The sequence below is a fragment of the Mycolicibacterium sp. P4_G11 genome (assembly GCF_056555145.1).
The window spans coordinates 262428-288169 of the sequence record NZ_JBFUJW010000006.1 but is presented as its reverse complement, the minus strand read 5'-3'; the positions used below and the strand labels follow the sequence as shown (position 1 = coordinate 288169).

The window sequence follows — 25742 nt, the reverse complement described above, 5'->3', positions numbered from 1 at the left end:
CGGTTCCTTGACGTTGGTGTGACGCGTCGTCACGGTCAGCTTCAACAGCAAACGTAGCCCCCGATATGTCGTGTGCCATGTTCATTCCCCCTGCGTGGCGGGGTCTGTGACCGGACCGAGATGTCTAACGAACTTCGGCAAACGTCGTGACCAATTCGCCGGCGATCTTGTCCCAGAGAGGCGCGGGCAGGTCATGACCCATGCCGTCGAACAACACCAACCGGGCGCGTCGGATGGCCTTGGCTACTGCGCGGCCACCGCTCGGCCTCATCAGTTTATCGGCTCGACCGTGGATGACGACCGTCGGTGCGGTGATCAACGCGTTGTAGCGCCGCAGGCTGCCGCTGCCCAGGATGGCCCCGAAGTGCCGGGCGACGCCGACGGGGTAGTACGAGCGGTCGTAGCTCTCGGCGGCGTCGGCCTCGGCCTGGTCGAGCGGCGTCGGATAGCCAGGGCTACCGATGATGCGGCCGACGTTGACCGCGTTGGCGATGACGCCCGCGCGTGAGGTGTCCTGCGGCCGGGTCGTGATGGCCTTGAGTTGCTTCGGGCCGGGCGGCGGCAGCAGCGGCTGGTTGTTGCTGGAGAAGATGACGCCGAGCGTCTTGGTCCGGTGCTGGTAGCGCGCCGCGAACACCTGCGCGATCATGCCGCCCATCGACCCGCCGACGATGTGCGCCTGCTCGATCTTCAGGTGGTCCAGCAGCGCGGCGGCGTCGTCGGCCATGTCCTCCAACGTGTAGACCGCATCGCTACGCAGGCCGGCGTACGACCGGAGCATCCGCGGCAGCAGCCCGGAACCGGAGTGCTTGCCCTCGATCTTGGTGGATAGGCCCACATCGCGGTTGTCGAACCGGATCACCCGGTAGCCCTTCTCGACGAGCTTGTCGCAGAAGCCTTTGCGCCACAACAGCAGCTGTGCCCCGAGGCCCATGATGAGCAGGACCGCCGGATCATCCGGATTGCCCATGTCCTCGTAGGCGATGTCCAGGTCACCCGAGCGGGCGAAGCCGGTCCGGACCTCGGCGGTGGTGTCTCGTTCAGGCTGCATGGCTACTCGTATCTCAGTCGGCGTTCGTGGTGGGATTCGGCTTGCGGCCTACTCCTCGGATTTGTCTGGTCGGATTCGGCCTCCGGCCTACTCCTCGGATTTCCCGTTGGCGTTCTTGTGGTCGCGGCTGATGTCCACCATGAAGTTGGCGAAGTAACCCTTCAGCTGGGGGTCGCTCATCATCTGCCACCTCGGCGCCAGCAGCTTCATGTACCGCTCGACGTAGAGGAACTGTTTACCGATCAGCACCAGCTCGCGGGGCAGCTTCACGTCATACGCGTCCGCGAGGGTGGAGAGCTGCTTGCCGATCTCGGCGTAGGACAGGTCGCCCAGCGAAGTCATGGTGAGCGGCGTGGTGAAGGCCTCCAGGTCCTTGGCCGCCTGGCCCTCCGGTTTGACCGTGCCCACGGCGCCCATCATCACCACGATCCGGCCGGCCGCCGCGTGATCCTTCGAGACCAGCAGCGCGTACACCAACTCGCGCAGCAGCCACCGGGTCCGCGGGTCGATGCGACCCATGATCCCGAAGTCGAAGAAGACGATCTTGCCGTCCTTGTCGACGTGCAGGTTGCCGGCGTGCAGGTCGCCGTGGAACAGGCCGTGCTTGAGGCCACCCTCGAAGACGCTGAACACCAGCGCCTTGACCAGCTCCTCGCCGTCGAACCCGGCCTTGCGGATGGCGGCGGCATCGTCGATGCGGATGCCCTCGACGCGCTCCATGGTCAGCACGCGCTCGCTGGTCAGATCCCAGTAGACCTGGGCCACCCGGATGTTCTGTCCCAGCGGCGAGGAGTGCATGTGTGCCACCCAGGCGTCCATCGACTGCGCCTCGAGCCGGAAGTCGAGTTCCTCGGCGAGGTTGTCGGCGAAATCGGCGACCACGTCCTGCGCGGACAGCCGCTGGCCCAGCTTGGCCATCTCGGCGACCTGCGCGCCGCGCTTGAGGATCTGCAGGTCGGCGGCCACCCGTCGGCGGATGCCGGGGCGCTGAATCTTGACCACGACCTCTTCGCCGGAGTGCAGCGTGGCGTAGTGCACCTGGGCGATGGAGGCGGAGGCGAAGGGCTCGTCGTCGAAGCTGGCGAAGAGGTCGGCGGGATCGCCGCCGAGTTCTTCGCGCAGCAGCTTGTGGACCTGGTCCTTGTCGGCGGGCGGGACCCGGTCCAGCAGACTGCGGAACTCGCGGCTCAGGGGCTCACCGAAGGCGCCGGGGCTCGACGCGATGATCTGGCCCAGCTTGACGTACGTCGGCCCCAGGTCGGAGAACGTTTTCGGGACTTGTTTGAGCACCTTGTGCTGCAGGCTGCCCTTGGAGAAGGCACCGCCGACGATGCGTACGCCGGTCCGTGCGAGCTGCCAGCCGGTGGCCCCGATGCGGGCGGCTTCGACGGGCAACGGCACCCGGTCCAGCCGGGCACCCTCGCGGTGGGGGGTCTTCCGCGTTGAACTCATTGTTGAAGTGTCTCAAAACCGCGGGTACCGCCAAAAAGGTGTGCCCTGCATCACTCCTTCGGCGGTGCTCGGGTCAGACGAAGACGCTCTCGATATCGGCGCGGCTGCGGGCCGGGTCGCTGCCGGGCACGTACGTCGGGACGGTGTGCGGAGCCAGCTCCGGATCGATGCCGCCTTTGACCCGGGCCTTGGCCTGCCGGAATTCGGGGAACGGTCCGGCGGCGGTGTGCAGGCCGTTGATGATCGACCACACCACGGCGCGGCGGGCGGTGCGCTCGATGGGGTTCGGGTCGGTGTGCCCGAGCAGCTGCTTGGCCCATTTGGGCATGGTGTCGCGGACCGCCCAGTCGACCGCGCTCTGCGGCATCGGCAGGTTCGGGCCGGTGGCCATGGCCGCGCCGTAGGTCAGCGCCAGCTTCGGGAGGTAGGACTGCAGGCAGTCCAGGGTCTCGGCCTTCGTCGTCGGCAGATCGGTGCCGCCGAGGGCGTGACCGACCCGGACGAACTCGCCGTAGTAGCGGTCGAGCTTCTTGCCGCGCAACGGGTTTGGATGGTAGAGCTCGTGCGCTGTGGCCAGGCCCCAGACGACCGTCGCGTAGTTCCAGCGCAGCCAGTCCGGGTCGTCGGCGTCGTAGGCGGCGCCATCAGGCCGGACGCCCTTGATGGTGTGGTGCATGGCGCGCACGGTCCGGGCCAGGTTCTCGGCGGTCTCGGTGCTGCCATACGCGGTGCCGATGAAGAACGCGATGGAATGACCCAGGCGGACGGCCGCGCCCTTCGGATCGATCACCGGGCTGGCGACTCCGTTCTCGTCGCGCTGGACCAGGCGAGAGTGGTGCATGCCCATCCAGTAGATCGACGGGTCGAGGCGCTCGATGAACGCGGCGCACTGCAGGCCGAAGACCAGGGCCTCGGTGTGTGAGTGCACATGCCAGACGGCGCTGCCGGGGCCGAACCAGCCCGGGTCGCCGGCCGGGCCCGAGAAGTCCATGCCGCGGAAATAGTTCCGCCGGATGGTCTCGTCGAAGCGGTGCTGAAGCTGGTGCTCGATGAACTGGTGCGGCAGGTACACGTCAACCCCTTCTGGTCACGGTCGTAACCAGAATAGTATTTGGTGACGGGTGTGACCAGACCTAGGCTGTAGGGATGTCGACACCGACCAGGTGGGCGGGGATTCCGCTCGACGACCGCCGCGCCGAGCGGCGCGGCCTCCTGGTCGACGCCGCATTCGAATTGTTCGGCTCCGGCGGCGAGACGGCCTTGTCGGTCCGTTCGGTGTGCCGCGAGTGCGGGCTCAACACCCGGTACTTCTACGAGAGTTTCGACGGCATCGACGACCTGCTGGGCGCCGTCTACGACAAGGTGAGCATCGAGCTGGCCACGGTGGTCGACGCGGCGATCACCGTCGCCGGCGACTCGGTGCGGGAGCGGACCCGCGCCGGTACCGCCGCGGTACTGGGCTTCGGTTCCGCCGATCCGCGACGCGGACGGGTGCTGTTCACCGAAGCACGCGCCAACCCCGTGCTGGCCGCGCGCCGGGCCGTCACTCAGGACCTGCTGCTCGATGCCGTCCTGGCCGAGGGCGGCCGACTGCATCCCGGCTCGGATCCCGTCGCCGCGCGCGTCGGTGCGGCCATGTACACCGGCGCGATGGCCGAACTGGCCCAGCAGTGGCTGTCCGGTTCGCTGGGCACGGACCTGGATGTGGTGGTCGACGCGGCCCTGACGTTGGTGCTGCCCCGAGAGTGACGAAATGGCTGCCCCGGTGAGCGGGAGCAGCCATTTCGTCGATCTCGAGTTACTGGGCGACGGGTCGCCAGCGCTTGAGGTAATCCGTCTCCGGCCATTCCTCTGCCGCGGCCAGCAGTTCGTACATGGTGGCGCGGTCGATGGACTCGCGGATGATGTCGGCGTGGCCGGCGTGCCGGGACAGCTCTTCGATGATGTGCATCCCGACCCAGCGCACCGTCCAGTGGTCGATATCGGCCGGGAACCACGGCACCTCATGCGGGACCGGCACCAGAGTGCCGAGATCGAGCTCGGCGAACGCCTTCAAGGTCGCCGTGTTCTGCTCGCGCAATGCGGCCAGCAAGTCGTCGAGGGTTTCGTCGTCGCCCACGACGTACTGGTCGGCGTACTCGGCCATGATTTCCGCCATCGGCCGCGGGTCCGGCGGCGGAAAGTCGGGGGCGGCCACCGCCCGCTCGACCCAGCCGGCTTGCATGGCGGTGACGTGCTTGATCAGGCCGCCGACCGACAGCGCACTGACCGACGGGGTGGAGCGGGCCTGCTCTTCGGTGAGTCCGTAGGCGACGGCCGCGAAGGCATCCTGCTGGAATGCGATGAAATTGATCAGGGTCTGGCGTTCGTCGGCGGCGGGTGCGGGCAGTCCGGGCATGCTCAGTTCTCTTTCTCGGTGTGGATGTAAAGGTCACGGATGCAGGCGATTTCCGCTCCGTGGTGAATGACTTCGCGATTGATGTGCAGCACCAGGGTGGCCATTGAGAAGTCAGCGTAGGGGCCTTCTGCCGGCCCGCACGGCTGGGCCAGTGCGGCGTCGTCGAGCCCGCGGACCCCGGCGATCCAGTTCGCGTAGGCGGCGTCGAGCTGCTCCAGCGCGGTGTGCGCATCGAGGGCGTAGGGCCACGACTGGTAGTCGGCCGGCGGCCCGCCGAAATGCGAATGGTTCCGCATGGCCAGGACGCCGACGATGACGTGCGCCAATCGCCAGGCGATGGTGGTGAATGGCTCGGGTTGCGGTGGGGGATAGCTGAAGTCGATGGACCCGTCGGGGTGGAGGGTCCAGCAGCCGGGGACCGGCTGCCAGAAGTATTCGTCGTCGGTCAGTCCCTCGAGACGGGGGCGTAGTTGGTGTTGCCAGTGCCAGTCGAGTTGGTCGGCCAGTTCTTCGGTCACGAGGAAAGCCTGACATCCAATTAGGACTGTTTCTGTCCTATGAGTGCGGCAGAGTGTTGTCATGTCCGAAACGACGAGCCGGGTCCTCCAACTGCTCGGCCTGTTGCAGGCGCGCCGGGTGTGGACCGGGCAGGAGCTGGCGGATCGGCTCGGTGTCACGGGGCGCAGCGTCCGGCGCGATATCGAGCGGCTGCGCGACCTCGGTTATCCAGTGCACGCCAGTAAGGGGCGCGACGGCGGCTATCAGCTGGGTGCCGGTGCCGCGTTGCCTCCGCTACTGCTCGATCCCGACGAGGCCGTCGCGATGGCGGTATGTCTGCGGCTGGCGGCCGGTGGCAGCGTTGCGGGCGTCGGTGAGTCGGCGCTGCGGGCACTGTCCAAACTCGACCAGGTGATGCCGTCCCGGCTCCGGTCGCAGGTGTCCGCGGTGCACGACGCGACGGTGACGTTGACCGGCGGCAGCTCGGTGGAAGCGGTATCGCCCGACGACCTGATGACGCTGGCCCGCGCCTGCCGGGATCACGAACACATCAGGCTCGGCTACACCGATATCCGCGGCAACAGCACCGAGCGGCGGCTGGAGCCCTATCAACTTGTCACCACCGGACGCCGCTGGTACCTGCTGGCCTACGACCGCGACAAGGCGGACTGGCGCACGCTGCGGCTGGACCGGATGGTCGACGTCAGGGCCGCGGGTACGACGTTCGCCCCGCGCCCGGCGCCCGACGCGGCCGACTACGTGCGCCGGGCCATCACGGCGTCGCCGTACCGCTACGTCGCGCGGGTGCGCTTCGAGGCTTCGGAAAATCAACTGGCACAGGTGTTTTCCGCGTCCTCGGCGCAGATCGAGGCGGACGGGCCGGACCGCTGCATCGTGACCGCCGGGGGCGACGACCCGGAGCGCATCGTGCTGCATCTGGCGATGCCGGGCTACCGGTTCGAGGTGCTCGAGCCGCCCGAGGTGGTTGCCGCGACGCGCGCGGTCGCCGACCGGCTGCGTGCCGCAATGCCGCCCGGCTGAAGGGGATTGACCGTATGGTGCAGGGGTGTCGACGGGACGACCCCTGCAGGTGACGGCGGTAGTTTCCACCGAGTTGTTCGTCGGCCCGGCCGATGAGCCGTGGCAGATCGTGCGGGTGGACTACACCGGATGCGCACAGCCCACCGAGGTCAGGGTCGTCGGGGACGGCGTGACCGGCCAGGCCGTGGCGCAGCCGGGTGACGGCGCGGTGGAGATTCCGGTGGTGGTGCAGGACGGGCAGCCGGGTCAGCTCCGGCCCGCGCATCTGGAGATCGACGGCGCGCGGACCGCGTTCGAGTTCGTCGTCGCCGAGCCCGGCTGGACCATGCACATGATCAGCCACTTCCACTACGACCCGGTGTGGTGGAACACCCAGGCCGCGTACACCAGCGTCTGGACCGAGGACCCGCCCGGCCGGTGCCGGCAGACCAACGGCTTCGAGCTCGTCACCGCACACCTCGAAATGGCAAGGCGGGAACCGGAATACAAGTTCGTGCTGGCCGAGGTCGACTACCTCAAACCCTACTGGGACACCCATCCGGAGCAACGCGCCCAGCTGCGTGCGTTGCTGGCCGAGGGCCGGGTCGAGATCATGGGCGGCACCTACAACGAGCCGAACACCAACCTGACCAGTCCCGAGACCGCGATCCGGAACTTCGTGCACGGCATCGGTTTTCAGCGCGACGTCATGGGCGCCGATCCGGCGACGGCCTGGCAATTGGACGTGTTCGGTCACGATCCGCAGTTCCCGGGGATGGCGGCCGACGCCGGGCTGACCTCCAGTTCGTGGGCCCGCGGCCCACATCACCAGTGGGGGCCGATGCACCGTGACGGCGATCCCGAGCGCATGCAGTTCGCCAGCGAATTCGACTGGATCGCACCGTCGGGCCGTGGGCTGCTGACCCACTACATGCCGGCGCACTACGCCGCCGGGTGGTGGATGGATTCGTCGGCGTCGTTGCAGGAGGCCGAGAACGCCACCTACGAGACGTTCACCAAACTGAAAAAGGTTGCGCTGACCCGCAATGTGCTCCTGCCGGTCGGTACCGACTACACCCCGCCGAACAAGTGGGTGACCGAGATTCACCGCGACTGGGCCGCCCGCTACACCTGGCCCCGCTTCGTGTGTGCGCTGCCGCGGGAGTTCTTCGCCGCGGTGCGTGACGAACTCGCGGCCGATGGCACCCAGCCGTCGCCGCAGACCCGCGACATGAACCCGATCTACACGGGCAAAGATGTGTCGTACATCGACACCAAACAGGCCAACCGCGCCGCCGAGAACGTCGTGCTGGCAGCTGAACGGTTCGCGGTGTTCGCCGGATTGCTCACCGGCGCCACCTACCCACAAGCGGCTCTGGCCAAAGCGTGGGTTCAGCTGGCCTACGGCGCACACCACGACGCCATCACCGGATCGGAATCCGACCAGGTGTACCTCGATCTGCTCACCGGCTGGCGCGACGCCTGGGAACTCGGCCGGACCGCGCGCGACAACGCGGTGGCGCTGCTGTCGCGCGCCGTCGACGGCGACATCGTGGTGTGGAACCCATTGGCGCACAGCCGAACCGACATCGTCACCGTGCACCTCGACGAACCGTTGGCAGGCTCGGTCTTCGACGCGGACGGCACGCCGGTCCCGGTCCTGATCGAAGACGACGGCCACACCGTCACCTGGCTGGCCCGCGACGTGCCGTCCCTCGGCTGGCGGGGATACACGCTCGGCGGAGACACGCTGCGATCGGTGCGGAAACCGGCCTCGTGGGAACCCACGTCCGGTACCACCATCAGCAACGACCGCTACGGCTGCACCGTCGATCCCGGCCGCGGTGGGGCGGTGTCTTCGCTGTTCCGCGAGGGCGTCGAACTGATCGGCACGGGCCAGGTCGGCAACGAGATCGCGGTCTACGACGAACATTCCGCGCACCCCACCGAACACGAAGGGCCCTGGCATCTGCTGCCCAAGGGGCCGGTGGTGGGCTCGGCCGAACGCCCTGCCGATTCGGTGCAGGCTTATCGCAGCGCGCTGGGGGAGCGGTTGGTGGTCACCGGCCGGATCGGCGACGTGCTGCGCTACACCCAGACCATCACCCTGTGGCACGGCGTTGACCGCGTCGACTGTCGCACCGTGATCGACGAATTCACCGGCGCCGACAAGCTGCTGCGGCTGCGCTGGCCCTGCCCGGTGCCGGGCGCGATGCCGGTCAGTGAGGTCGGCGACGCGGTGATTGGGCGCGGCTTCGGGCTACTGCACCAACGGAATTCGCACGAGGCTGTCGACACCGCGGACCACCCCTACACCTTGGACAACCCCGCCTACGGGTGGTTCGGACTGTCGTCGGCGGTGCAGGTCCGGGTACGCGACGCGCACGATGTACACGTGCGGGCGGTGTCGGTCGCCGAGGTCGTGGTGCCGAACGCCGCCGACCCGCAGACACCGACCCGGGAGCTGATGGTCGCCTTGGTCCGGGCCGGGGTGACGGCCACCTGCAGCAGCGCCGACAAACCGCGCTACGGCGACCTCGCCGTCGACTCCAACCTGCCCGACGCCCGCATCGCGCTCGGCGGGCCCGACGAGAACCGTTTCACCGCAGCGGTATTGGCGGCAGCCGACCCGTGCTACGGCGCGGAACTGCGGCGCCGTCTCGCCGCCGGCAACGTCCGGCTCTGGGTGCCCGCCGACGCCGACCTCGTGCAGCGCTGGATTCCCGGCGCCGACCTGACGGGGGTGCGGGCGCTGCCGGTGCTGATCGTCGCCGGACCCGGCGCCACCGAGGACCTCATCGCCGCCCTCGCCGCCGCCGAGATCACGGTCGAGCAGGACGCCGCGGCCGGCATCGGGCCCTTCGACGCCCGGACCGTGGCCGTATTGAACCGGGGCGTACCGGGTTTCGCCGTCGAACCGGACGGCGTCCTGCACACCTCGTTGATGCGGTCGTGCACCGGCTGGCCGTCGGGCACCTGGATCGACCCGCCCCGCCGGACCGCACCCGATGGCTCGAATTTCCAGCTCCAGCACTGGACCCACACTTTCGACTACGCCGTCGCGGCCGGTGACGGTGACTGGCGCGCCGCGGGCATTGCGGGCCGCAGCGCCGAGTACTCCGAGCCGTTGCTCGCGGTGCACACCGACCATCCGGCCGTAGCCGGCGGATTGCCCAGCACCGGTTCACTGTTGGGCGTCGAACCCGCGTCCGACGTGACGCTCGCCGCGCTGAAGGCCACCGGCAACCCGATCGCCACCGGCAGCAGCGCACCCGTCGACCCGAGATCGGGCATCACCCTGCGCCTGGTGCAGACCTCGGGAAGGCCGACCGAGGTCAGCATCACCTCGGGAATCCGGCACCTCGAGGACGTGGCACGGCTGGACCTCCTCGAACAACCCGTGGCCGGCGACGGGGAAGACCTGCGGCTGCACGGTTTCGAGATCGCCACCGTGCGGGCACGGCTCGAGCTGCCCCATGTGCTCAATGGCGACCACGCCACCTTGGCGCCGGATGCCGAAGTCGCCCAACCGGTTTACGCCCGGTACTGGCTGCACAACCGCGGCCCGGCCCCGCTGGGCGGTTTGCCGGCAGTGGCCCACGTGCACCCCACTGAAACACCCGGCGAACCGGGTGCGCCCGTGCATTTGCGCGTGACCGCCGCCAGCGACTGCACCGACGCCGCGCTGCACGGCCGGGTGCGAGTGCTGTGCCCCGACGGCTGGTCGGCCACCCCGGACGAGCTGCCCTTCGTGCTGCCTCCGGGTGGTTACCTGGAAACCGAAGTGCAACTGGAACTTCCGGTCGCGGTCCCCGTCGGCCGGTACCCGGTACGGGTCGAACTCGCGGTCACCGGTGGCGCCAAGCACACCCAGATTCCGGCTGCCTGGCGCCAGACGGTGGAGGACGTCTGTGTCGTCACCGTCGGCGAACCCGTTGACGCACGGCTGCTCACTCTGGTCGCCGAGCCCGAACCGGTCGACGTCGTCGCGGGTGGACACGCGGACCTGAGCGTCACCGTCGGCTCTGCCGCCGGCGCACCGCTGAGCCTGGAAGCACACTTGATCAGCCCTTGGGGCACCTGGGAATGGCTGGGGCCGGGCGTGCTCGGCGCAGACGTCCCAGCCGGCGGCACCGTCGCGCTGGACTTCGATGTGGCGCCGCCGCTGTGGGTCGGACCGGGGCAGTGGTGGGCACTGATCCGGATCGCGGCCGCCGGGCGGGTGCTCTACACCCCGGCGGTATCGGTGCGGGTCCGATGAGCCACGTCGCCACCGTCGCCGGGCGGGCCATTCCGGTGAGCGACCTCGACGACCGTGAATCACGTTTGCGGGCAAGCGCATTGGCGCCGTCGCTGCCGGTGCCCGGGACCAGTGAAGGCCGCCAGCTGCGGCGCTGGCTGGCCCAGTTGCTGGTCACCGACGAGCTGGTGCGCGTGGCAGCCGGCGAACTCGGTGTCGACGACCGCGACGCACCTACCGAAGCAGATCTGCTGCCCGACGCCGCCGCCAGGATGGAGCTCGGCAGCGTCGCCGCGGCGGCCCTCGAACAGCCGCTGGCGCGGGCGCTGTTCGTCCGCGTGACCGCCGACGTCCGGCTCGCGGGCGACGAGGTCGAGCGCTACCACGCCCGCAACCCCCTGCGGTTCGCCCCGCCCGTCCCTGGTCTCGGCGGCTGGTCCACCGCGCCGACCGCAGCCCCGCCACTGGATCAGGTGCGGCCGCAGATCACCGCACATCTGCTGGGGTCGGCGCGCCGACGCGCCTTCCGGCATTGGCTCGACGCCCGCCGGGCCGAGTCGGTGCGCCTGGCACCTGGATATGAACACCCCGGCGACCCACGCCAGCCCGACCATGTGCACCGGCATTGAGGCCACGATGCCCGAACTGACCCTCGCTCTCGACGTCGGCGGCACCAAGATCGCCGCGGCGCTCGTCGACCCGGATGGCGCGCTCGTGCACCGCGCGCAGCTGCCCACGCCGCACGCGGACCGCGAGCAGGTGTGGGCAACCGTCGACGCCCTGGTCGGCGCCGCTCTCGGTGCGGCCGGCGGGCGCCCGCTGCGCGGTGTGGGCGTCGGCTCCGCCGGTCCCATCGACGTCTCGGCGGGCACCGTGAGTCCGCTGAATATCTCTGTCTGGCAACAGTTTCCGTTGGTGCAGCGACTCACCGAGCGTACCGGCCTGCCGGTACGGCTGGCCGGTGACGTCGTATGCCTGGCCATGGGTGAGCAATGGCGCGGGGCCGGTCAGGGGGCGCAGTTCCTGCTCGGCATGGTGGTGTCGACCGGTATCGGCGGCGGGTTGGTGCTCGATGGCGCGCCGTACCTCGGTCGCACCGGCAATGCCGGGCACATCGGGCACGTCGTGGTGGACCCCGACGGCCCGCGCTGCGCGTGCGGTGGTCAGGGTTGCGTGGAGGCGGTGGCCTCGGGTCCGCACCTGGCGCGCTGGGCGCACGAGCACGGCTGGGACGCGCCGGCGGATGCCGACGCGAAGGCGCTGGCAGACGCTGCCGGCCGGGGGGATCCGGTTGCGGTGCAGGCGTTCGCGCGCGGTGCCGATGCGATCGCGGTCGCCATCGCGTCGGCGGCGGCGGTCTGCGATCTGGATCTGGCGGTGCTCGGTGGAGGTGTGGCGAACGCGGGGGAGGTGTTGTTCGCCCCGTTGCGGGCGGCGCTGCCCCGTTATGCGGGGTTGAGCTTCCTGCGCGGCCTGCGGGTGGTGCCCGCCGCGCTCGGCGGCGACGCCGGCCTGGTCGGCGCGGCGGCCCTGTTTCGTTCTTGAGAAGCGTTGCGCTCCATGTGCTTTCGGCCCCAATCGCACAGGGCCCACAGCACGGGGCCAAGCGTCTTGCCGTACTCGGAGATCGAGTAGTGCACGCACGGCGGCACCGTGCCGGCATCGTGGCGGTCGATGATGCCGTCGGCCACCAGCTCGTGCAGGTGCCGGATGAGCATCCGCTCGGTGATGTCGGGGATGCTGCGCCGGAGTTCGGCGGTGCGCATCGGACCGTCCGCGAGCCGCCACAGGATGGTGCCCTTCCAGCGGCCGTCGACGACGGAGAGGGCGGCGTCGATCGGGCACTCGCCGATCTCTTTCTTCGATACCGCCACGGTGCACCTCCTGGTCATCATGCTGACTAATTTGTCAGTACCTTGTTATTTGTCAGCATAGTGACCAGGCTCGATGTCATGGAACACATTGCGCAACTACTCACCGTGATCGTCGTCGGCACGCTGGTCGGTGTCGAGTTCGGCGTGGCCGCGTTCATGAATCCGATCTTGGAACGGCTGCCCGACGACGCCTACCGCCAGGCGCGCGCGACCGGCAGCCGGCTCCTCGGGACGGTGATGCCGTTCTGGTACATCGCCGCGGCCGCACTGCTGGTCGGGGATGCGGTGCTCGGGCGGGCGCCGCTGGCCATTGCCGCCGTGGTGGTGATGGGGGTGGTGATGGTCCTGACCCTGACCACGCTGGTGCCGATCAACAACCGGGTCGCGGCGTGGGCGGGCGCCGGTCCTGACGAGGCGCCGACGAACCGTGCGCTGGCCCACCGCTGGGACCGGCTGCACTGGTTGCGAGTGGCGCTCCTGTTGGTGGCGTTCGTCCTGGTGGCGCTGCCCCGGTGAGGCCGGTGTCCGCTGGCCGGACATGAGGTAGGCCTGTGATTTAGGTAAGACTAAGCTAAGTTGATCTTGTTAACGGTGCGTGAACATCTCTTCACTCGCCCAGTTGAATCAGACTTAGTGAGGTAGTGGCATGCGCGTCGTCTTCTTCGGTTTCCAGACGTGGGGGGTCAAGACGCTGCAGGCGTTGATCGATCTGGGACACGACGTGCCGATGGTGGTCACGCATCCGACCAGCACAGAGTCGTACAAGGCGATCTTCTCGGATTCGGTCGAGGAACTCGCCCAGTCGCACGACATCCCGGTGCACCTGACCATGCGGGCCGACCACGAGACGATCGACCTGGTCAAGCGTTCAGAACCCGACGTCATCGTCGTCAACAGCTGGTACACGCGGATGACGGACGAGCTGTATGACCTGCCGCCGTACGGGACGCTGAACCTGCACGACTCCCTGCTGCCGAAGGGGACCGGCTTCTCCCCGGTCATCTGGTCGCTGATCAGCGGCGAGGCTCAGATCGGCCTGACGGTGCACCGGATGGACGAGGACCTCGACACCGGGGACATCCTCGTTCAGCATTCGCTGCCCATCGGCCCGCACGACACCGGCACCGAACTGGTCGAGCGTGGCATCGCCCTGATCCCCGGCGCGCTGAAGGAAGCGTTTGCGGCCCTCGAATCAGGCAATCCGCAGTGGCGGCCGCAGAACAAGGCGACCCGCACCTACTTCCACAAGCGGTCAGAACGCGACAGCCTCATCGACTGGACTTGGCCGGCCGAGGACCTGGAACGACTGGTGCGCGCGCTGTCGGCGCCGTACCCGCCCGCCTTCACCTGCTACCTCGGTGAACGGATCGAGGTGCTGGCGGCGAAGGTCTCCGAAATCCGCTACGGCGGCACCCCGGGCCGCGTGATCGTGCAGGAGGGCGGCGGCGCCGTGGTCTGCGGCCCGAACGCCTACCGCGGTGGGAACCTCGGCCTGGTCATCACCCGACTCCGCACGGCCGACGGCGTGGAACACGGCGGAGCGGAGTTCTTCCGTCGCGGCGGTTACCTGACCAGCGAGGCCTGAACCCGTGCCGCTGCTGACATACATCGCGACGCCGTCGTGGCTCATGTCCATCCGCCGCCGGATGCTCGCGCTGATTCCGGTCCGGTTCCTGCGGCACGTCCTCTATCTCTTGATGATCCGCAAGCGGGGCAACTTCGACGAGCCGCAGACCTTCAACGAGAAGGTGAACTGGCGCATCTTCAACGATCGCCGGGAACGGATCATCAAGGCCTGCGACAAGATGTGGATGAAAGAGATGGCCCGGGCGGCGTATCCGGGCGCCGATCTCCGCATCCCCGCCACGTACTGGTCGGGTACCGATCTGCGGGACGCGGGGGACCTGACGACACTGCCGCCGTGGGTGCTCAAGCCCAATGCCAGCAGTGGTCAGGCGCTGTTCGGTCCTGATCCGCAGACCGATCTGGCCCGCCTGCAGGACCAGACCAGCAGCTGGTTCCAGGAGACGCCACTGGAGCTCGGCGAGTGGGGCTACAGCGAAGCCCGCCCGCTGCTCCTGATCGAGGAACGCATCCCCACGCCGGACGGTCAGCCGCCGGTCGACTACAAGTTCTTCGTGTTCGACGGCCGCGTGGAGCTCATCCAGGTGAATCGGGGCCGGTTCGGCAAGAGCCAGACCACGACTTTCCTGGACGCCGACTGGCGCCGGCTACCCGTGCGCTGGCGCATCCACCCGGTGGCCGCCGAAGAGCGGCCGGTGGAGCTGGACAAGATGCTCGAGATCGCCCGCACCCTGGGTGCGGACTGGGACTTCATCCGCGTCGACCTCTATGCCGTCGACGGCGACGTGTGGTTCGGGGAGTACACCCCGTACCCGGGCACCGGCATGCTGCGCTACGAGCCGATGAGCTTCGACCTCGAGCAGGGCCGGCAGTGGCGGCTGCCGACCGCCGACCAGGTGCGCCGCGGACAGCCATAGGCGGCTGAGTCCGCGGCACTGCCGTCTCGGGCCGTTTTGGCTGATCGGCAGGCCATCGGCTACTCTGATCCAGTTCCACCGAAGACCGTCGGTCACCGAGCAATCGGTTGAAGGCCCAGGCACTGCCTGGCGGCCCACGCAGGAGGACGAGGTTTTCAGAGTTTTGATTCTGCGCGCCCCGACCTTTCTGTGTCGGGGCGCTTTGCATTTCTGACCTCGATCGAAGCCGAATCTCCGGCAGTCTCCAGTGGGCCGATGAATACACCACAAGGAGGCATGTATGGCCAAGGCTGACAAAGCCACTGCGGTCGCTGACATTGCCGAACAGTTCAAGGCCTCGACGGCCACTGTCGTGACCGAGTACCGCGGTCTGACGGTTGCCAATCTCGCCGAGCTGCGTCGCTCCCTTGGTGCCTCGACGACCTACACGGTCGCCAAGAACACCCTGGTCAAGCGCGCTGCCTCGGAGGCCGGGATCGAAGGCCTCGACGACCTGTTCGCAGGTCCGACCGCCATCGCGTTCATCACCGGCGAGCCGGTCGATGCCGCGAAGGCAATCAAGAAGTTCGCGAAGGATCACAAGCAGCTCGTCATCAAGGGCGGCTACATGGACGGCGCTGCGCTGTCTGTGGCCCAGGTCGAGAAGATCGCCGACCTCGAGTCGCGCGAAGTGCTGCTGTCCAAGCTGGCCGGCGCCCTCAAGGCGAAGCAGTCCCAGGCCGCGGCGCTGTTCGTTGCGCCCGCGTCCCAGGTTGCCCGCCTGGCCGCCGCTCTGCAGGACAAGAAGGCCGCCGAGTCGGCTGCCTGATCCATCTAGACCAACCAAAACAAGAAAAACCAAGGAAGGACCATTCACATGGCCAAGCTGTCCACTGAAGAACTGCTCGACGCGTTCAAGGAAATGACCCTGCTGGAGCTCTCGGAGTTCGTGAAGCAGTTCGAGGAGACCTTCGACGTCACCGCCGCTGCTCCGGTCGCCGTTGCCGCCGCTGGTGGCGCTGCTGCTCCCGCCGAGGCTGCTGAAGAGCAGTCCGAGTTCGACGTCATCCTCGAGGGTGCCGGCGACAAGAAGATCGGCGTCATCAAGGTCGTCCGCGAGATCGTTTCCGGCCTGGGCCTGAAGGAAGCCAAGGACCTGGTCGACGGCGCCCCCAAGCCGCTGCTGGAGAAGGTCTCGAAGGAGGCCGCCGAGGACGCCAAGGCCAAGCTCGAGGCCGCCGGCGCTTCGGTGTCCGTCAAGTAAGTTCGCCAGAACTGACGTTTTCCCCCGGAGTCCATTGCGGACTCCGGGGGATTTCGCTTTTCAGGGGTTATAAATCGGGGTATTTCCGACCCCGTCGGGGACCATGGGGTAGTTGGCTCAGTGCCCATCGGAGTGACTTCTGGGCGGGCCGTCCGATAGTTGGAACAAGGTGCATCAGCTCGCGATCGATGCGCTACAGTGACTCAAGCCACAGGCAGGGCAGCAAATGGCGCGCGAGCGCTGGCGGAAGGGATCTCACATGGGCGTCCAAATCGACGTGACAGGACTGAGCAAGTCCTTTGGGTCGTCGAAGATCTGGGAAGACGTCACTTTGACCATCCCCGCCGGCGAGGTCAGCGTCATGCTGGGCCCGTCCGGTACCGGTAAGTCGGTGTTCCTGAAGTCGCTGATCGGCCTGCTGCGCCCCGAGCGTGGCTCCATCGTCATCGATGGCACCAACATCATCGAGTGCTCGGCCAAGGAGCTCTACGAGATCCGCACCCTGTTCGGTGTGCTGTTCCAGGACGGCGCGCTGTTCGGCTCGATGAACATCTACGACAACACGGCCTTCCCGCTGCGCGAGCACACCAAGAAGTCCGAGTCCGAGATCCGCAAGATCGTCATGGAGAAGCTGGACGTCGTGGGTATGCCCAACGACGGTCACAAGTTCCCGGGCGAAATCTCCGGTGGTATGCGCAAGCGTGCCGGCCTGGCCCGCGCCCTGGTGCTCGACCCCAAGATCATCCTGGTCGACGAGCCGGACTCCGGTCTGGACCCCGTCCGTACCGCCTACCTGTCGCAGCTGCTGATCGACATCAACGCGCAGATCGACGCCACGGTGCTGATCGTGACGCACAACATCAACATCGTGCGTACGGTGCCGGACAACATCGGCATGCTCTACCGCAAGCACCTGGTCATGTTCGGCCCCCGCGAGGTGCTGCTGACCAGTGAGGAGCCGGCGGTCAAGCAGTTCCTCAACGGTCGTCGTATCGGCCCCATCGGTATGTCCGAGGAGAAGGACGCCGCGACCGCCGCTGCCGAGCAGGCCGCGATCGATGCCGGTCACTCCGATGGTGGTGTCGAAGAGATCGAGGGTGTGCCGCCGCAGATCGAGGTGACCCCGGGCATGCCGGTCCGTCAGGCCGTGGCTCGTCGTCAGGCTCGGGTGCGTTCGATCCTGCACACCCTGCCGCCCGCCGCGCAGGCCGCCATCCTCGAAGACCTCAACAGGAGCGGTCGCTCCGATGACCCGGTGACGGCTCAGATTCCGCGGGCCTGATCCGCAGAACGTCGAAAATCGCGCCCGGGCTGCCTCAGCCCGGGCGCGATTTCTGTCGGCGAGGGTGCAGACAGATCGCGAAATCTCCCCCCGGGGCGCGCTGAGCGCACGCTCGAGCGTGTTGCGAGGGCGGCAACGCCGGTGATCTTGGTCACGGCAGGTCCGTCGGCGGCGGCGTGCGAGTGGCGCCGCGGAGCCCGCTGGGTCACGATGTCAGCGGCCCGGATCGCAATTTGCCGGTAAAACTCCACACCAAACACCGTGGCAACTCTTGACTGAGGCCCGCAAACGGGCCAATCTGTTGGGCAGCATGTATTCAAGGGTTTTGTTGATGGGTCCAGACGCCAGCCAGCGTTATCCGTTAAAACCCTCTCCAAACATGCCGTGGTTGAGGAATGCGCCGTCCTACGCTAATGTTGGACGTTGCGCTGGCTGCATCCTGCCCACCTCACCCGCACCTGACACCTTCTAGCCTGAGCCCTGCTTAGTGATCTAGTCGCGTGCCCTGTGTCTTGTAAGGCCCGGACTGTGAGAACGCCAGCCGGACCGACACAGATAGAGCGGCACTTCGGACCGGTTTCGACCGGCACCGGAACAGTCGCATCAGGTGCTGGAAGGACGCATCTTGGCAGTCTCTCGCGAGAGCAAGTCAGTAGATTCCAACAACTCCGTCCCAGGAGCGCCGAACCGAGTCTCGTTCGCCAAGCTGCGCGAACCGCTCGAGGTTCCGGGCTTGCTCGACGTGCAGACGGATTCTTTCGAGTGGCTGATCGGTTCCGACCGCTGGCGCGCGAAGGCAGTCGATCGTGGCGACATCAACCCCGTCGGTGGCCTCGAAGAGGTCCTCGCCGAGCTGTCGCCGATCGAGGACTTCGCCGGCACTCTGTCGCTGAGCTTCTCCGACCCGCGCTTCGACGAGGTCAAGGCCCCGGTCGACGAGTGCAAGGAAAAGGATCAGACGTACGCGGCCCCGCTGTTCGTCACGGCTGAGTTCATCAACAACACCACTGGCGAGATCAAGAGCCAGACGGTCTTCATGGGCGACTTCCCGATGATGACCGAAAAGGGCACCTTCATCATCAACGGCACCGAGCGCGTCGTCGTCTCGCAGCTCGTCCGTTCGCCCGGTGTGTACTTCGATGAGTCCATCGACAAGGCCACCGAGAAGACCCTGCACAGCGTCAAGGTCATCCCGGGCCGTGGCGCCTGGCTGGAGTTCGACGTCGACAAGCGCGACACCGTCGGTGTCCGCATCGACCGCAAGCGTCGCCAGCCGGTCACCGTGCTGCTGAAGGCGCTCGGCTGGACCAGCGAGCAGATCCGCGAGCGCTTCGGCTTCTCCGAGATCATGATGGGCACCCTCGAGAAGGACCCGACCGCCGGTCCCGACGAGGCCCTGCTGGATATCTACCGGAAGCTGCGCCCGGGCGAGCCGCCGACCAAGGAGTCGGCGCAGACCCTGCTGGAGAACCTGTTCTTCAAGGAGAAGCGTTACGACCTGGCCCGCGTGGGCCGGTACAAGGTCAACAAGAAGCTGGGCCTGCACGACGGCAACCCGGCTCAGGTGACCGCGACGACGCTGACCGAAGAGGACATCGTCGCCACCATCGAGTACCTGGTGCGCCTGCACGACGGTGACACCAAGATGACCGCCCCCGGCGGCGTCGAGGTCCCCGTCGAGGTCGACGACATCGACCACTTCGGCAACCGTCGTCTGCGTACCGTGGGCGAGCTGATCCAGAACCAGATCCGGGTCGGCCTGTCGCGTATGGAGCGCGTCGTGCGTGAGCGCATGACCACCCAGGACGTCGAGGCGATCACTCCGCAGACCCTGATCAACATCCGTCCCGTCGTGGCGGCGATCAAGGAGTTCTTCGGAACCAGCCAGCTGTCGCAGTTCATGGACCAGAACAACCCGCTGTCGGGTCTGACCCACAAGCGCCGTCTGTCGGCGCTGGGCCCCGGTGGTCTGTCCCGTGAGCGTGCCGGCCTCGAGGTCCGCGACGTCCACTCGTCGCACTACGGCCGCATGTGCCCGATCGAGACCCCTGAAGGCCCGAACATCGGTCTGATCGGTTCGCTGTCGGTGTACGCACGGGTGAACCCGTTCGGCTTCATCGAGACCCCGTACCGCAAGGTCGTCGAGGGCGTGGTCACCGACCAGATCGACTACCTGACCGCCGACGAGGAGGACCGCCACGTCGTGGCGCAGGCCAACTCGCCGCTGGACGATGCCGGCCGCTTCACCGAGGACAAGATCCTCGTCCGCCGTAAGGGTGGAGAGGTCGAGTTCGTGACGGCCAACGACGTCGACTACATGGACGTCTCGCCGCGCCAGATGGTGTCCGTCGCAACCGCGATGATCCCGTTCCTGGAGCACGACGACGCCAACCGCGCCCTGATGGGTGCCAACATGCAGCGCCAGGCGGTTCCGCTGGTGCGCAGCGAGGCCCCGCTGGTCGGTACCGGTATGGAGCTGCGTGCCGCCATCGACGCCGGTGACGTCGTCGTCGCCGACAAGTCGGGTGTCATCGAAGAGGTCTCCGCCGACTACGTCACCGTCATGGCTGACGACGGCTCGCGGCACACCTACCGGATGCGCAAGTTCAACCGCTCCAACCACGGCACGTGCGCCAACCAGCGCCCGATCGTGGACTCGGGGCAGCGCGTCGAGGCCGGCCAGGTCATCGCCGACGGTCCTTGCACCGAGAACGGTGAGATGGCCCTCGGTAAGAACCTGCTCGTGGCGATCATGCCGTGGGAAGGCCACAACTACGAGGACGCCATCATCCTGAGCCAGCGGCTCGTGGAGCAGGACGTGCTCACCTCGATCCACATCGAGGAGCACGAGATCGATGCCCGCGACACCAAGCTGGGCGCCGAGGAGATCACCCGGGACATCCCGAACGTCTCCGACGAGGTGCTGGCTGACCTCGACGAGCGCGGCATCGTCCGCATCGGCGCCGAGGTCCGCGACGGCGACATCCTGGTCGGCAAGGTCACCCCGAAGGGTGAGACCGAGCTGACCCCGGAAGAGCGTCTGCTGCGTGCCATCTTCGGTGAGAAGGCCCGTGAGGTCCGCGACACCTCGCTGAAGGTGCCGCACGGTGAGTCCGGAAAGGTCATCGGCGTCCGCGTGTTCTCGCGCGAGGACGACGACGATCTGCCCGCCGGTGTCAACGAGCTGGTCCGCGTCTACGTGGCCCAGAAGCGCAAGATCTCCGACGGTGACAAGCTCGCCGGCCGCCACGGCAACAAGGGCGTCATCGGCAAGATCCTCCCGCAGGAGGACATGCCGTTCATGCCTGACGGCACCCCGGTGGACATCATCCTGAACACCCACGGTGTGCCGCGTCGTATGAACATCGGCCAGATCTTGGAAACCCACCTCGGGTGGGTCGCCAAGGCCGGCTGGAACATCGAAGGCGAGCCGGAGTGGGCAGCGAACCTGCCCGAAGGCATGCACAGCGCCCCGCGCGACAGCATCGTCGCCACCCCGGTGTTCGACGGTGCCCGCGAAGGCGAGTTGGAGGGCCTGCTGGGCTCGACGCTGCCGAACCGTGACGGCGACGTCATGGTCAACGCCGAGGGCAAGTCGATGCTGTTCGACGGTCGGTCGGGTGAGCCGTTCCCGTACCCGGTGACGGTCGGCTACATGTACATCCTGAAGCTGCACCACTTGGTCGACGACAAGATTCACGCGCGTTCGACCGGCCCGTACTCGATGATCACCCAGCAGCCGCTCGGTGGTAAGGCGCAGTTCGGTGGCCAGCGGTTCGGTGAGATGGAGTGCTGGGCCATGCAGGCCTACGGCGCGGCCTACACGCTGCAGGAGCTGCTGACCATCAAGTCCGACGACACCGTCGGGCGCGTGAAGGTCTACGAGGCGATCGTCAAGGGCGAGAACATCCCGGAGCCGGGTATCCCGGAGTCGTTCAAGGTTCTGCTCAAGGAACTCCAGTCGCTGTGCCTCAACGTCGAGGTGCTGTCTTCGGACGGCGCCGCGATCGAGATGCGCGACAGCGATGACGAGGACCTGGAGCGCACCGCCGCGAATTTGGGTATCAACCTGTCGCGGAACGAGTCCGCGTCTGTTGAAGACCTCGCCTAGTCAACCGTCCGTAGTCAGCTTTTTCTGATTCATACACCCGCAAGGGGAAAGGGAGTTACGTGCTAGACGTCAACTTCTTCGATGAACTCCGCATCGGCCTGGCCACCGCGGAAGACATCCGTAATTGGTCCTTCGGCGAGGTCAAGAAGCCGGAGACCATCAACTACCGCACGCTCAAGCCCGAAAAGGACGGCCTGTTCTGCGAGAAGATCTTCGGACCGACTCGCGACTGGGAGTGCTACTGCGGCAAGTACAAGCGCGTCCGCTTCAAGGGCATCGTCTGCGAGCGCTGTGGCGTCGAGGTGACTCGCGCCAAGGTGCGTCGTGAGCGCATGGGCCACATCGAGCTGGCGGCTCCGGTCACCCACATCTGGTACTTCAAGGGCGTTCCGTCGCGCTTGGGCTACCTGCTGGACCTGGCCCCGAAGGATCTGGAAAAGATCATCTACTTCGCGGCCTACGTGATCACCGCGGTCGACACCGAGATGCGGCACAACGAGCTGTCCACGCTCGAGGCCGAGATGGTCGTCGAGAAGAAGGCTGTGGAAGATCAGCGGGACCTCGATCTCGCCGAGCGTTCGCAGAAGCTCGAGGCCGACCTCGCCGAGCTGGAGCGCGATGGCGCCAAGTCCGACGTGCGCCGCAAGGTGCGCGACGGTGGCGAGCGCGAGATGCGTCAGCTCCGCGACCGGGCCCAGCGTGAGCTGGACCGGCTCGACGAGATCTGGACCACCTTCAGCAAGCTGGCGCCGAAGCAGCTCATCGTCGACGAGGTGCTCTACCGCGAGCTGCAGGACCGCTACGGCGAGTACTTCCAGGGCGCCATGGGTGCCGAGTCGATCAAGAAGCTCATCGAGACCTTCGACATCGACGCCGAGGCCGAGTCGCTGCGCGACACCATCAAGAACGGCAAGGGCCAGAAGAAGCTTCGCGCCCTCAAGCGTCTGAAGGTTGTCGCCGCGTTCCAGACGAACCGCAACTCGCCCATGGGCATGGTGCTGGACGCCGTTCCGGTGATCCCGCCGGAGCTGCGCCCGATGGTTCAGCTCGACGGTGGCCGCTTCGCGACCTCCGACCTGAACGACCTGTACCGCCGCGTCATCAACCGCAACAACCGGTTGAAGCGACTGATCGACCTCGGCGCGCCCGAGATCATCGTCAACAACGAGAAGCGCATGCTGCAGGAGTCTGTGGACGCGCTGTTCGACAACGGCCGTCGTGGCCGGCCGGTCACCGGTCCGGGCAACCGTCCGCTCAAGTCGCTGTCCGACCTGCTCAAGGGCAAGCAGGGCCGCTTCCGTCAGAACCTGCTGGGCAAGCGCGTCGACTACTCGGGCCGTTCGGTCATCGTCGTCGGCCCGCAGCTCAAGCTGCACCAGTGTGGTCTGCCGAAGCTGATGGCCCTCGAGCTGTTCAAGCCGTTCGTGATGAAGCGTCTGGTCGACCTGAACCACGCGCAGAACATCAAGAGCGCCAAGCGCATGGTCGAGCGTCAGCGTCCCCAGGTGTGGGATGTCCTCGAAGAGGTCATCGCAGAGCACCCGGTGCTGCTGAACCGTGCACCTACGCTGCACCGCCTGGGTATCCAGGCCTTCGAGCCGCAGCTGGTGGAAGGCAAGGCCATCCAGCTGCACCCGCTGGTGTGTGAGGCGTTCAACGCCGACTTCGACGGTGACCAGATGGCAGTCCACCTGCCGCTGTCCGCCGAGGCGCAGGCCGAGGCACGCATCCTGATGCTGTCGTCGAACAACATCCTGTCTCCCGCGTCGGGCCGCCCGCTGGCCATGCCGCGTCTGGACATGGTGACCGGTCTGTACTTCCTGACCACCCTCATCGAGGGTGACACCGGCGAGTTCGTGCCGGCCAGCAAGGACGGTGCCGAGCAGGGCGTCTACAGCAGCCCGGCCGAGGCCATCATGGCCATGGACCGTGGTGCGCTGTCGGTGCGCGCGAAGATCAAGATTCGGTTGACGCACCTGCGTCCGCCGGCCGAGATCGAGGCTCAGCTGTTCGAGAACGGCTGGAAGCCGGGCGACGCCTGGACCGCGGAGACCACGCTGGGCCGCGTGCTGTTCAACGAGCTGCTGCCGAAGGGCTACGCGTTCGTCGACAAGCAGATGCACAAGAAGGTGCAGGCGGCGATCATCAACGATCTCGCCGAGCGGTACCCGATGATCGTCGTGGCGCAGACCGTCGACAAGCTGAAGGATGCCGGTTTCCACTGGGCGACCCGCTCGGGCGTGACGGTCTCGATGGCCGACGTTCTGGTGCCGCCGCAGAAGGCGGAGATCCTGGAGCGCTACGAGGGCCAGGCCGACGCGATCGAGAAGAAGTACCAGCGCGGTGGTCTGAACCACGACGAGCGCAACGGTGAACTGGTCAAGATCTGGCAGCAGGCCACGGAAGAGGTCGGTAAGGCCCTGGAGGCCTACTACCCGGAGGACAACCCGATCATCACGATCGTGAAGTCGGGCGCCACCGGTAACCTCACCCAGACCCGCACCCTGGCGGGCATGAAGGGTCTGGTGACGAACCCGAAGGGTGAGTTCATCCCGCGGCCCATCAAGTCCTCGTTCCGCGAGGGCCTGACGGTGTTGGAGTACTTCATCAACACCCACGGTGCTCGTAAGGGTCTGGCCGATACCGCTCTGCGTACCGCCGACTCGGGTTACCTGACCCGTCGTCTGGTCGACGTGTCGCAGGACGTCATCGTCCGCGAGACCGACTGTGAGACCGAACGCGGCGTGATGGTGACGCTGGCCGAGGCTCAGGCCGACGGTTCGCTGGTGCGTGACGCCCACATCGAGACCTCCGCGTACGCGCGGACCCTGGCCACCGATGCGGTCGACGCCAACGGCAACGTTGTCGTCGAGCGTGGCCACGATCTCGGTGACCCGGCGATCGAGGCACTGCTGGCTGCGGGTATCTCGCAGGTCAAGGTGCGTTCGGTGCTGACCTGTGCCACCGGCACCGGTGTTTGCGCCAAGTGCTACGGCCGCTCGATGGCCACCGGCAAGCTGGTCGACATCGGCGAGGCCGTCGGCATCGTCGCCGCCCAGTCCATCGGTGAGCCCGGTACCCAGCTGACCATGCGTACCTTCCACCAGGGTGGCGTCGGTGACGACATCACCGGTGGTCTGCCGCGCGTCCAGGAGCTGTTCGAGGCCCGCGTGCCTCGCAACGTCGCTCCGATCGCCGACGTGGCCGGCCGGATTCGCCTGGAAGAAGACGACAAGTTCTACAAGATCACCATCGTTCCCGACGATGGTGGCGAGGAAGTCGTCTACGACAAGCTGCCGCGTCGTAACCGCCGCTTGAAGGTGTTCAAGCACGAGGACGGTTCGGAGCGCCTGTTGGCCGATGGTGACCACGTCGAGGTCGGCCAGCAGCTCATGGAGGGTTCGGCGAACCCCCACGAGGTGCTACGCGTCCAGGGCCCCCGCGAGGTGCAGATTCACCTCGTCAAGGAGGTCCAGGAGGTCTACCGCGCTCAGGGTGTGTCGATCCACGACAAGCACATCGAGGTCATCGTCCGGCAGATGCTGCGTCGCGTGACGATCATCGACTCGGGTTCGACGGAGTTCCTGCCCGGCTCGCTGACCGAGCGCAGCGAGTTCGAGTCGGAGAACCGCCGCGTCGTGGCCGAGGGCAACGAGCCCGCGGCCGGACGTCCGGTGCTGATGGGTATCACGAAGGCATCGCTGGCCACGGACTCGTGGCTGTCGGCGGCGTCGTTCCAGGAGACCACTCGCGTGCTGACCGATGCGGCAATCAACTGCCGTAGCGACAAGCTGCAGGGTCTGAAGGAGAACGTGATCATCGGTAAGTTGATCCCGGCTGGTACGGGCATCAACCGGTACCGCAACATCCAGGTCCAGCCGACCGAGGAAGCCCGCGCAGCGGCGTACACGATCCCGTCCTACGAGGATCAGTACTACAGCCCGGACTTCGGCCAGGCCACTGGTGCTGCCGTGCCGCTGGATGACTACGGCTACAGCGATTACCGCTAGCGCGTAGCTGCGCGAGCAGACGTGGAAACCCCCAAAACCTTCGGGTTTTGGGGGTTTTCGCG

The 25742-nt window shown here is 67.0% G+C and carries 19 protein-coding genes; 13 read left to right on the top strand and 6 right to left on the bottom strand.

Going from position 1 to position 25742, the window contains the following annotated elements; translation table 11 throughout:
• Positions 1 to 124: 124 nt before the first annotated feature.
• From AC1U2B_RS15665 to AC1U2B_RS15655, 3 genes are all read right to left on the bottom strand, one after another.
• A complete protein-coding gene (locus AC1U2B_RS15665; protein WP_480217478.1) occupies positions 125 to 1051 on the bottom strand; it encodes an alpha/beta fold hydrolase in 927 nt (308 codons plus the stop codon).
• A gap of 87 nt (positions 1052 to 1138) precedes the next feature.
• The gene (locus tag AC1U2B_RS15660; protein ID WP_260937315.1) at positions 1139 to 2503 is read right to left on the bottom strand and encodes an ABC1 kinase family protein; all 1365 of its coding nucleotides are present in this window, start codon (positions 2501 to 2503) and stop codon (positions 1139 to 1141) included.
• Positions 2504 to 2576: 73 nt separating this feature from the next.
• Positions 2577 to 3575: an oxygenase MpaB family protein gene (locus tag AC1U2B_RS15655; RefSeq protein WP_480217477.1), complete on the bottom strand. Its 999-nt coding sequence runs from the start codon at positions 3573 to 3575 to the stop codon at positions 2577 to 2579.
• Between the two features lie 74 nt (positions 3576 to 3649).
• Between AC1U2B_RS15655 and AC1U2B_RS15650 the strand changes: the two genes are divergently transcribed.
• Positions 3650 to 4252 (top strand): TetR/AcrR family transcriptional regulator, encoded by a 603-nt coding sequence (locus tag AC1U2B_RS15650; RefSeq protein ID WP_043401625.1) that lies wholly within the window; start codon positions 3650 to 3652, stop codon positions 4250 to 4252.
• A 49-nt stretch (positions 4253 to 4301) separates the two neighbouring features.
• Here the strand turns inward: AC1U2B_RS15650 and AC1U2B_RS15645 are convergent, their stop codons facing one another.
• Positions 4302 to 4901, bottom strand: coding sequence for a DinB family protein (locus AC1U2B_RS15645; RefSeq protein ID WP_480217476.1), 600 nt, complete (start codon positions 4899 to 4901; stop codon positions 4302 to 4304).
• 2 nt (positions 4902 to 4903) lie between these two features.
• Positions 4904 to 5419 carry a DinB family protein gene (locus AC1U2B_RS15640; protein WP_480217475.1) on the bottom strand — a complete coding sequence of 172 codons (516 nt, stop codon included), beginning with the start codon at positions 5417 to 5419 and terminating at the stop codon, positions 4904 to 4906.
• Between the two features lie 61 nt (positions 5420 to 5480).
• On the opposite strand from AC1U2B_RS15640, the gene AC1U2B_RS15635 reads away from it, so the two are divergent.
• From AC1U2B_RS15635 to AC1U2B_RS15620, 4 genes are read left to right on the top strand one after another with little or no spacing between them, the layout of a single operon-like run.
• Entirely contained in the window at positions 5481 to 6440 is a 960-nt protein-coding gene (locus AC1U2B_RS15635; RefSeq protein ID WP_480217474.1) for a helix-turn-helix transcriptional regulator, read from the top strand.
• 43 nt (positions 6441 to 6483) lie between these two features.
• Entirely contained in the window at positions 6484 to 10680 is a 4197-nt protein-coding gene (locus AC1U2B_RS15630) for a glycoside hydrolase family 38 N-terminal domain-containing protein (protein ID WP_480217751.1), read from the top strand.
• Entirely contained in the window at positions 10677 to 11288 is a 612-nt protein-coding gene (locus AC1U2B_RS15625; protein WP_480217473.1) for a DUF7158 domain-containing protein, read from the top strand. The genes AC1U2B_RS15630 and AC1U2B_RS15625 overlap by 4 nt, the downstream gene beginning before the upstream one ends.
• A gap of 7 nt (positions 11289 to 11295) precedes the next feature.
• A complete protein-coding gene (locus AC1U2B_RS15620; RefSeq protein WP_480217750.1) occupies positions 11296 to 12204 on the top strand; it encodes an ROK family protein in 909 nt (302 codons plus the stop codon).
• Here the strand turns inward: AC1U2B_RS15620 and AC1U2B_RS15615 are convergent.
• On the bottom strand, positions 12105 to 12533 hold the full coding sequence (locus AC1U2B_RS15615; protein ID WP_133759533.1) for a winged helix-turn-helix transcriptional regulator: 429 nt from the start codon (positions 12531 to 12533) through the stop codon (positions 12105 to 12107). The two genes, AC1U2B_RS15620 and AC1U2B_RS15615, sit on opposite strands and share 100 nt — an antisense overlap.
• A gap of 78 nt (positions 12534 to 12611) precedes the next feature.
• On the opposite strand from AC1U2B_RS15615, the gene AC1U2B_RS15610 reads away from it, so the two are divergent.
• The 8 genes from AC1U2B_RS15610 (at position 12612) to AC1U2B_RS15575 (ending at position 25680) form a co-directional block, all read left to right on the top strand.
• Complete coding sequence (locus AC1U2B_RS15610) at positions 12612 to 13049, top strand: anthrone oxygenase family protein (RefSeq protein ID WP_480217472.1); 438 nt, start codon at positions 12612 to 12614, stop codon at positions 13047 to 13049.
• 130 nt (positions 13050 to 13179) lie between these two features.
• Positions 13180 to 14118 (top strand): methionyl-tRNA formyltransferase, encoded by a 939-nt coding sequence (locus AC1U2B_RS15605; protein ID WP_480217471.1) that lies wholly within the window; start codon positions 13180 to 13182, stop codon positions 14116 to 14118.
• A gap of 4 nt (positions 14119 to 14122) precedes the next feature.
• Positions 14123 to 15034: an ATP-grasp fold amidoligase family protein gene (locus AC1U2B_RS15600; protein ID WP_480217470.1), complete on the top strand. Its 912-nt coding sequence runs from the start codon at positions 14123 to 14125 to the stop codon at positions 15032 to 15034.
• 280 nt (positions 15035 to 15314) lie between these two features.
• The gene (rplJ, locus tag AC1U2B_RS15595) at positions 15315 to 15842 is read left to right on the top strand and encodes a 50S ribosomal protein L10 (RefSeq protein ID WP_043401643.1); all 528 of its coding nucleotides are present in this window, start codon (positions 15315 to 15317) and stop codon (positions 15840 to 15842) included.
• Between the two features lie 48 nt (positions 15843 to 15890).
• Positions 15891 to 16277: a 50S ribosomal protein L7/L12 gene (gene rplL, locus AC1U2B_RS15590; RefSeq protein WP_043401646.1), complete on the top strand. Its 387-nt coding sequence runs from the start codon at positions 15891 to 15893 to the stop codon at positions 16275 to 16277.
• A gap of 259 nt (positions 16278 to 16536) precedes the next feature.
• Positions 16537 to 17559 (top strand): ABC transporter ATP-binding protein, encoded by a 1023-nt coding sequence (locus tag AC1U2B_RS15585; protein WP_480217469.1) that lies wholly within the window; start codon positions 16537 to 16539, stop codon positions 17557 to 17559.
• A 607-nt stretch (positions 17560 to 18166) separates the two neighbouring features.
• Positions 18167 to 21670, top strand: coding sequence for a DNA-directed RNA polymerase subunit beta (gene rpoB, locus AC1U2B_RS15580; RefSeq protein WP_260937337.1), 3504 nt, complete (start codon positions 18167 to 18169; stop codon positions 21668 to 21670).
• Positions 21671 to 21729: 59 nt separating this feature from the next.
• Entirely contained in the window at positions 21730 to 25680 is a 3951-nt protein-coding gene (locus tag AC1U2B_RS15575) for a DNA-directed RNA polymerase subunit beta' (protein WP_480217468.1), read from the top strand.
• The last annotated feature ends 62 nt before the right edge of the window (positions 25681 to 25742 follow it).

Coding starts and splice junctions, on each gene's coding strand:
- AC1U2B_RS15665 (WP_480217478.1), bottom strand. CDS start 1,051: ATGCAGCCTGAACGAGACACCACCGCCGAGGTCCGGACCGGCTTCGCC.
- AC1U2B_RS15660 (WP_260937315.1), bottom strand. CDS start 2,503: ATGAGTTCAACGCGGAAGACCCCCCACCGCGAGGGTGCCCGGCTGGAC.
- AC1U2B_RS15650 (WP_043401625.1), top strand. CDS start 3,650: ATGTCGACACCGACCAGGTGGGCGGGGATTCCGCTCGACGACCGCCGC.
- AC1U2B_RS15645 (WP_480217476.1), bottom strand. CDS start 4,901: ATGCCCGGACTGCCCGCACCCGCCGCCGACGAACGCCAGACCCTGATC.
- AC1U2B_RS15635 (WP_480217474.1), top strand. CDS start 5,481: ATGTCCGAAACGACGAGCCGGGTCCTCCAACTGCTCGGCCTGTTGCAG.
- AC1U2B_RS15625 (WP_480217473.1), top strand. CDS start 10,677: ATGAGCCACGTCGCCACCGTCGCCGGGCGGGCCATTCCGGTGAGCGAC.
- AC1U2B_RS15620 (WP_480217750.1), top strand. CDS start 11,296: ATGCCCGAACTGACCCTCGCTCTCGACGTCGGCGGCACCAAGATCGCC.
- AC1U2B_RS15610 (WP_480217472.1), top strand. CDS start 12,612: ATGGAACACATTGCGCAACTACTCACCGTGATCGTCGTCGGCACGCTG.
- AC1U2B_RS15605 (WP_480217471.1), top strand. CDS start 13,180: ATGCGCGTCGTCTTCTTCGGTTTCCAGACGTGGGGGGTCAAGACGCTG.
- rplJ (WP_043401643.1), top strand. CDS start 15,315: ATGGCCAAGGCTGACAAAGCCACTGCGGTCGCTGACATTGCCGAACAG.
- rplL (WP_043401646.1), top strand. CDS start 15,891: ATGGCCAAGCTGTCCACTGAAGAACTGCTCGACGCGTTCAAGGAAATG.
- AC1U2B_RS15585 (WP_480217469.1), top strand. CDS start 16,537: ATGGGCGTCCAAATCGACGTGACAGGACTGAGCAAGTCCTTTGGGTCG.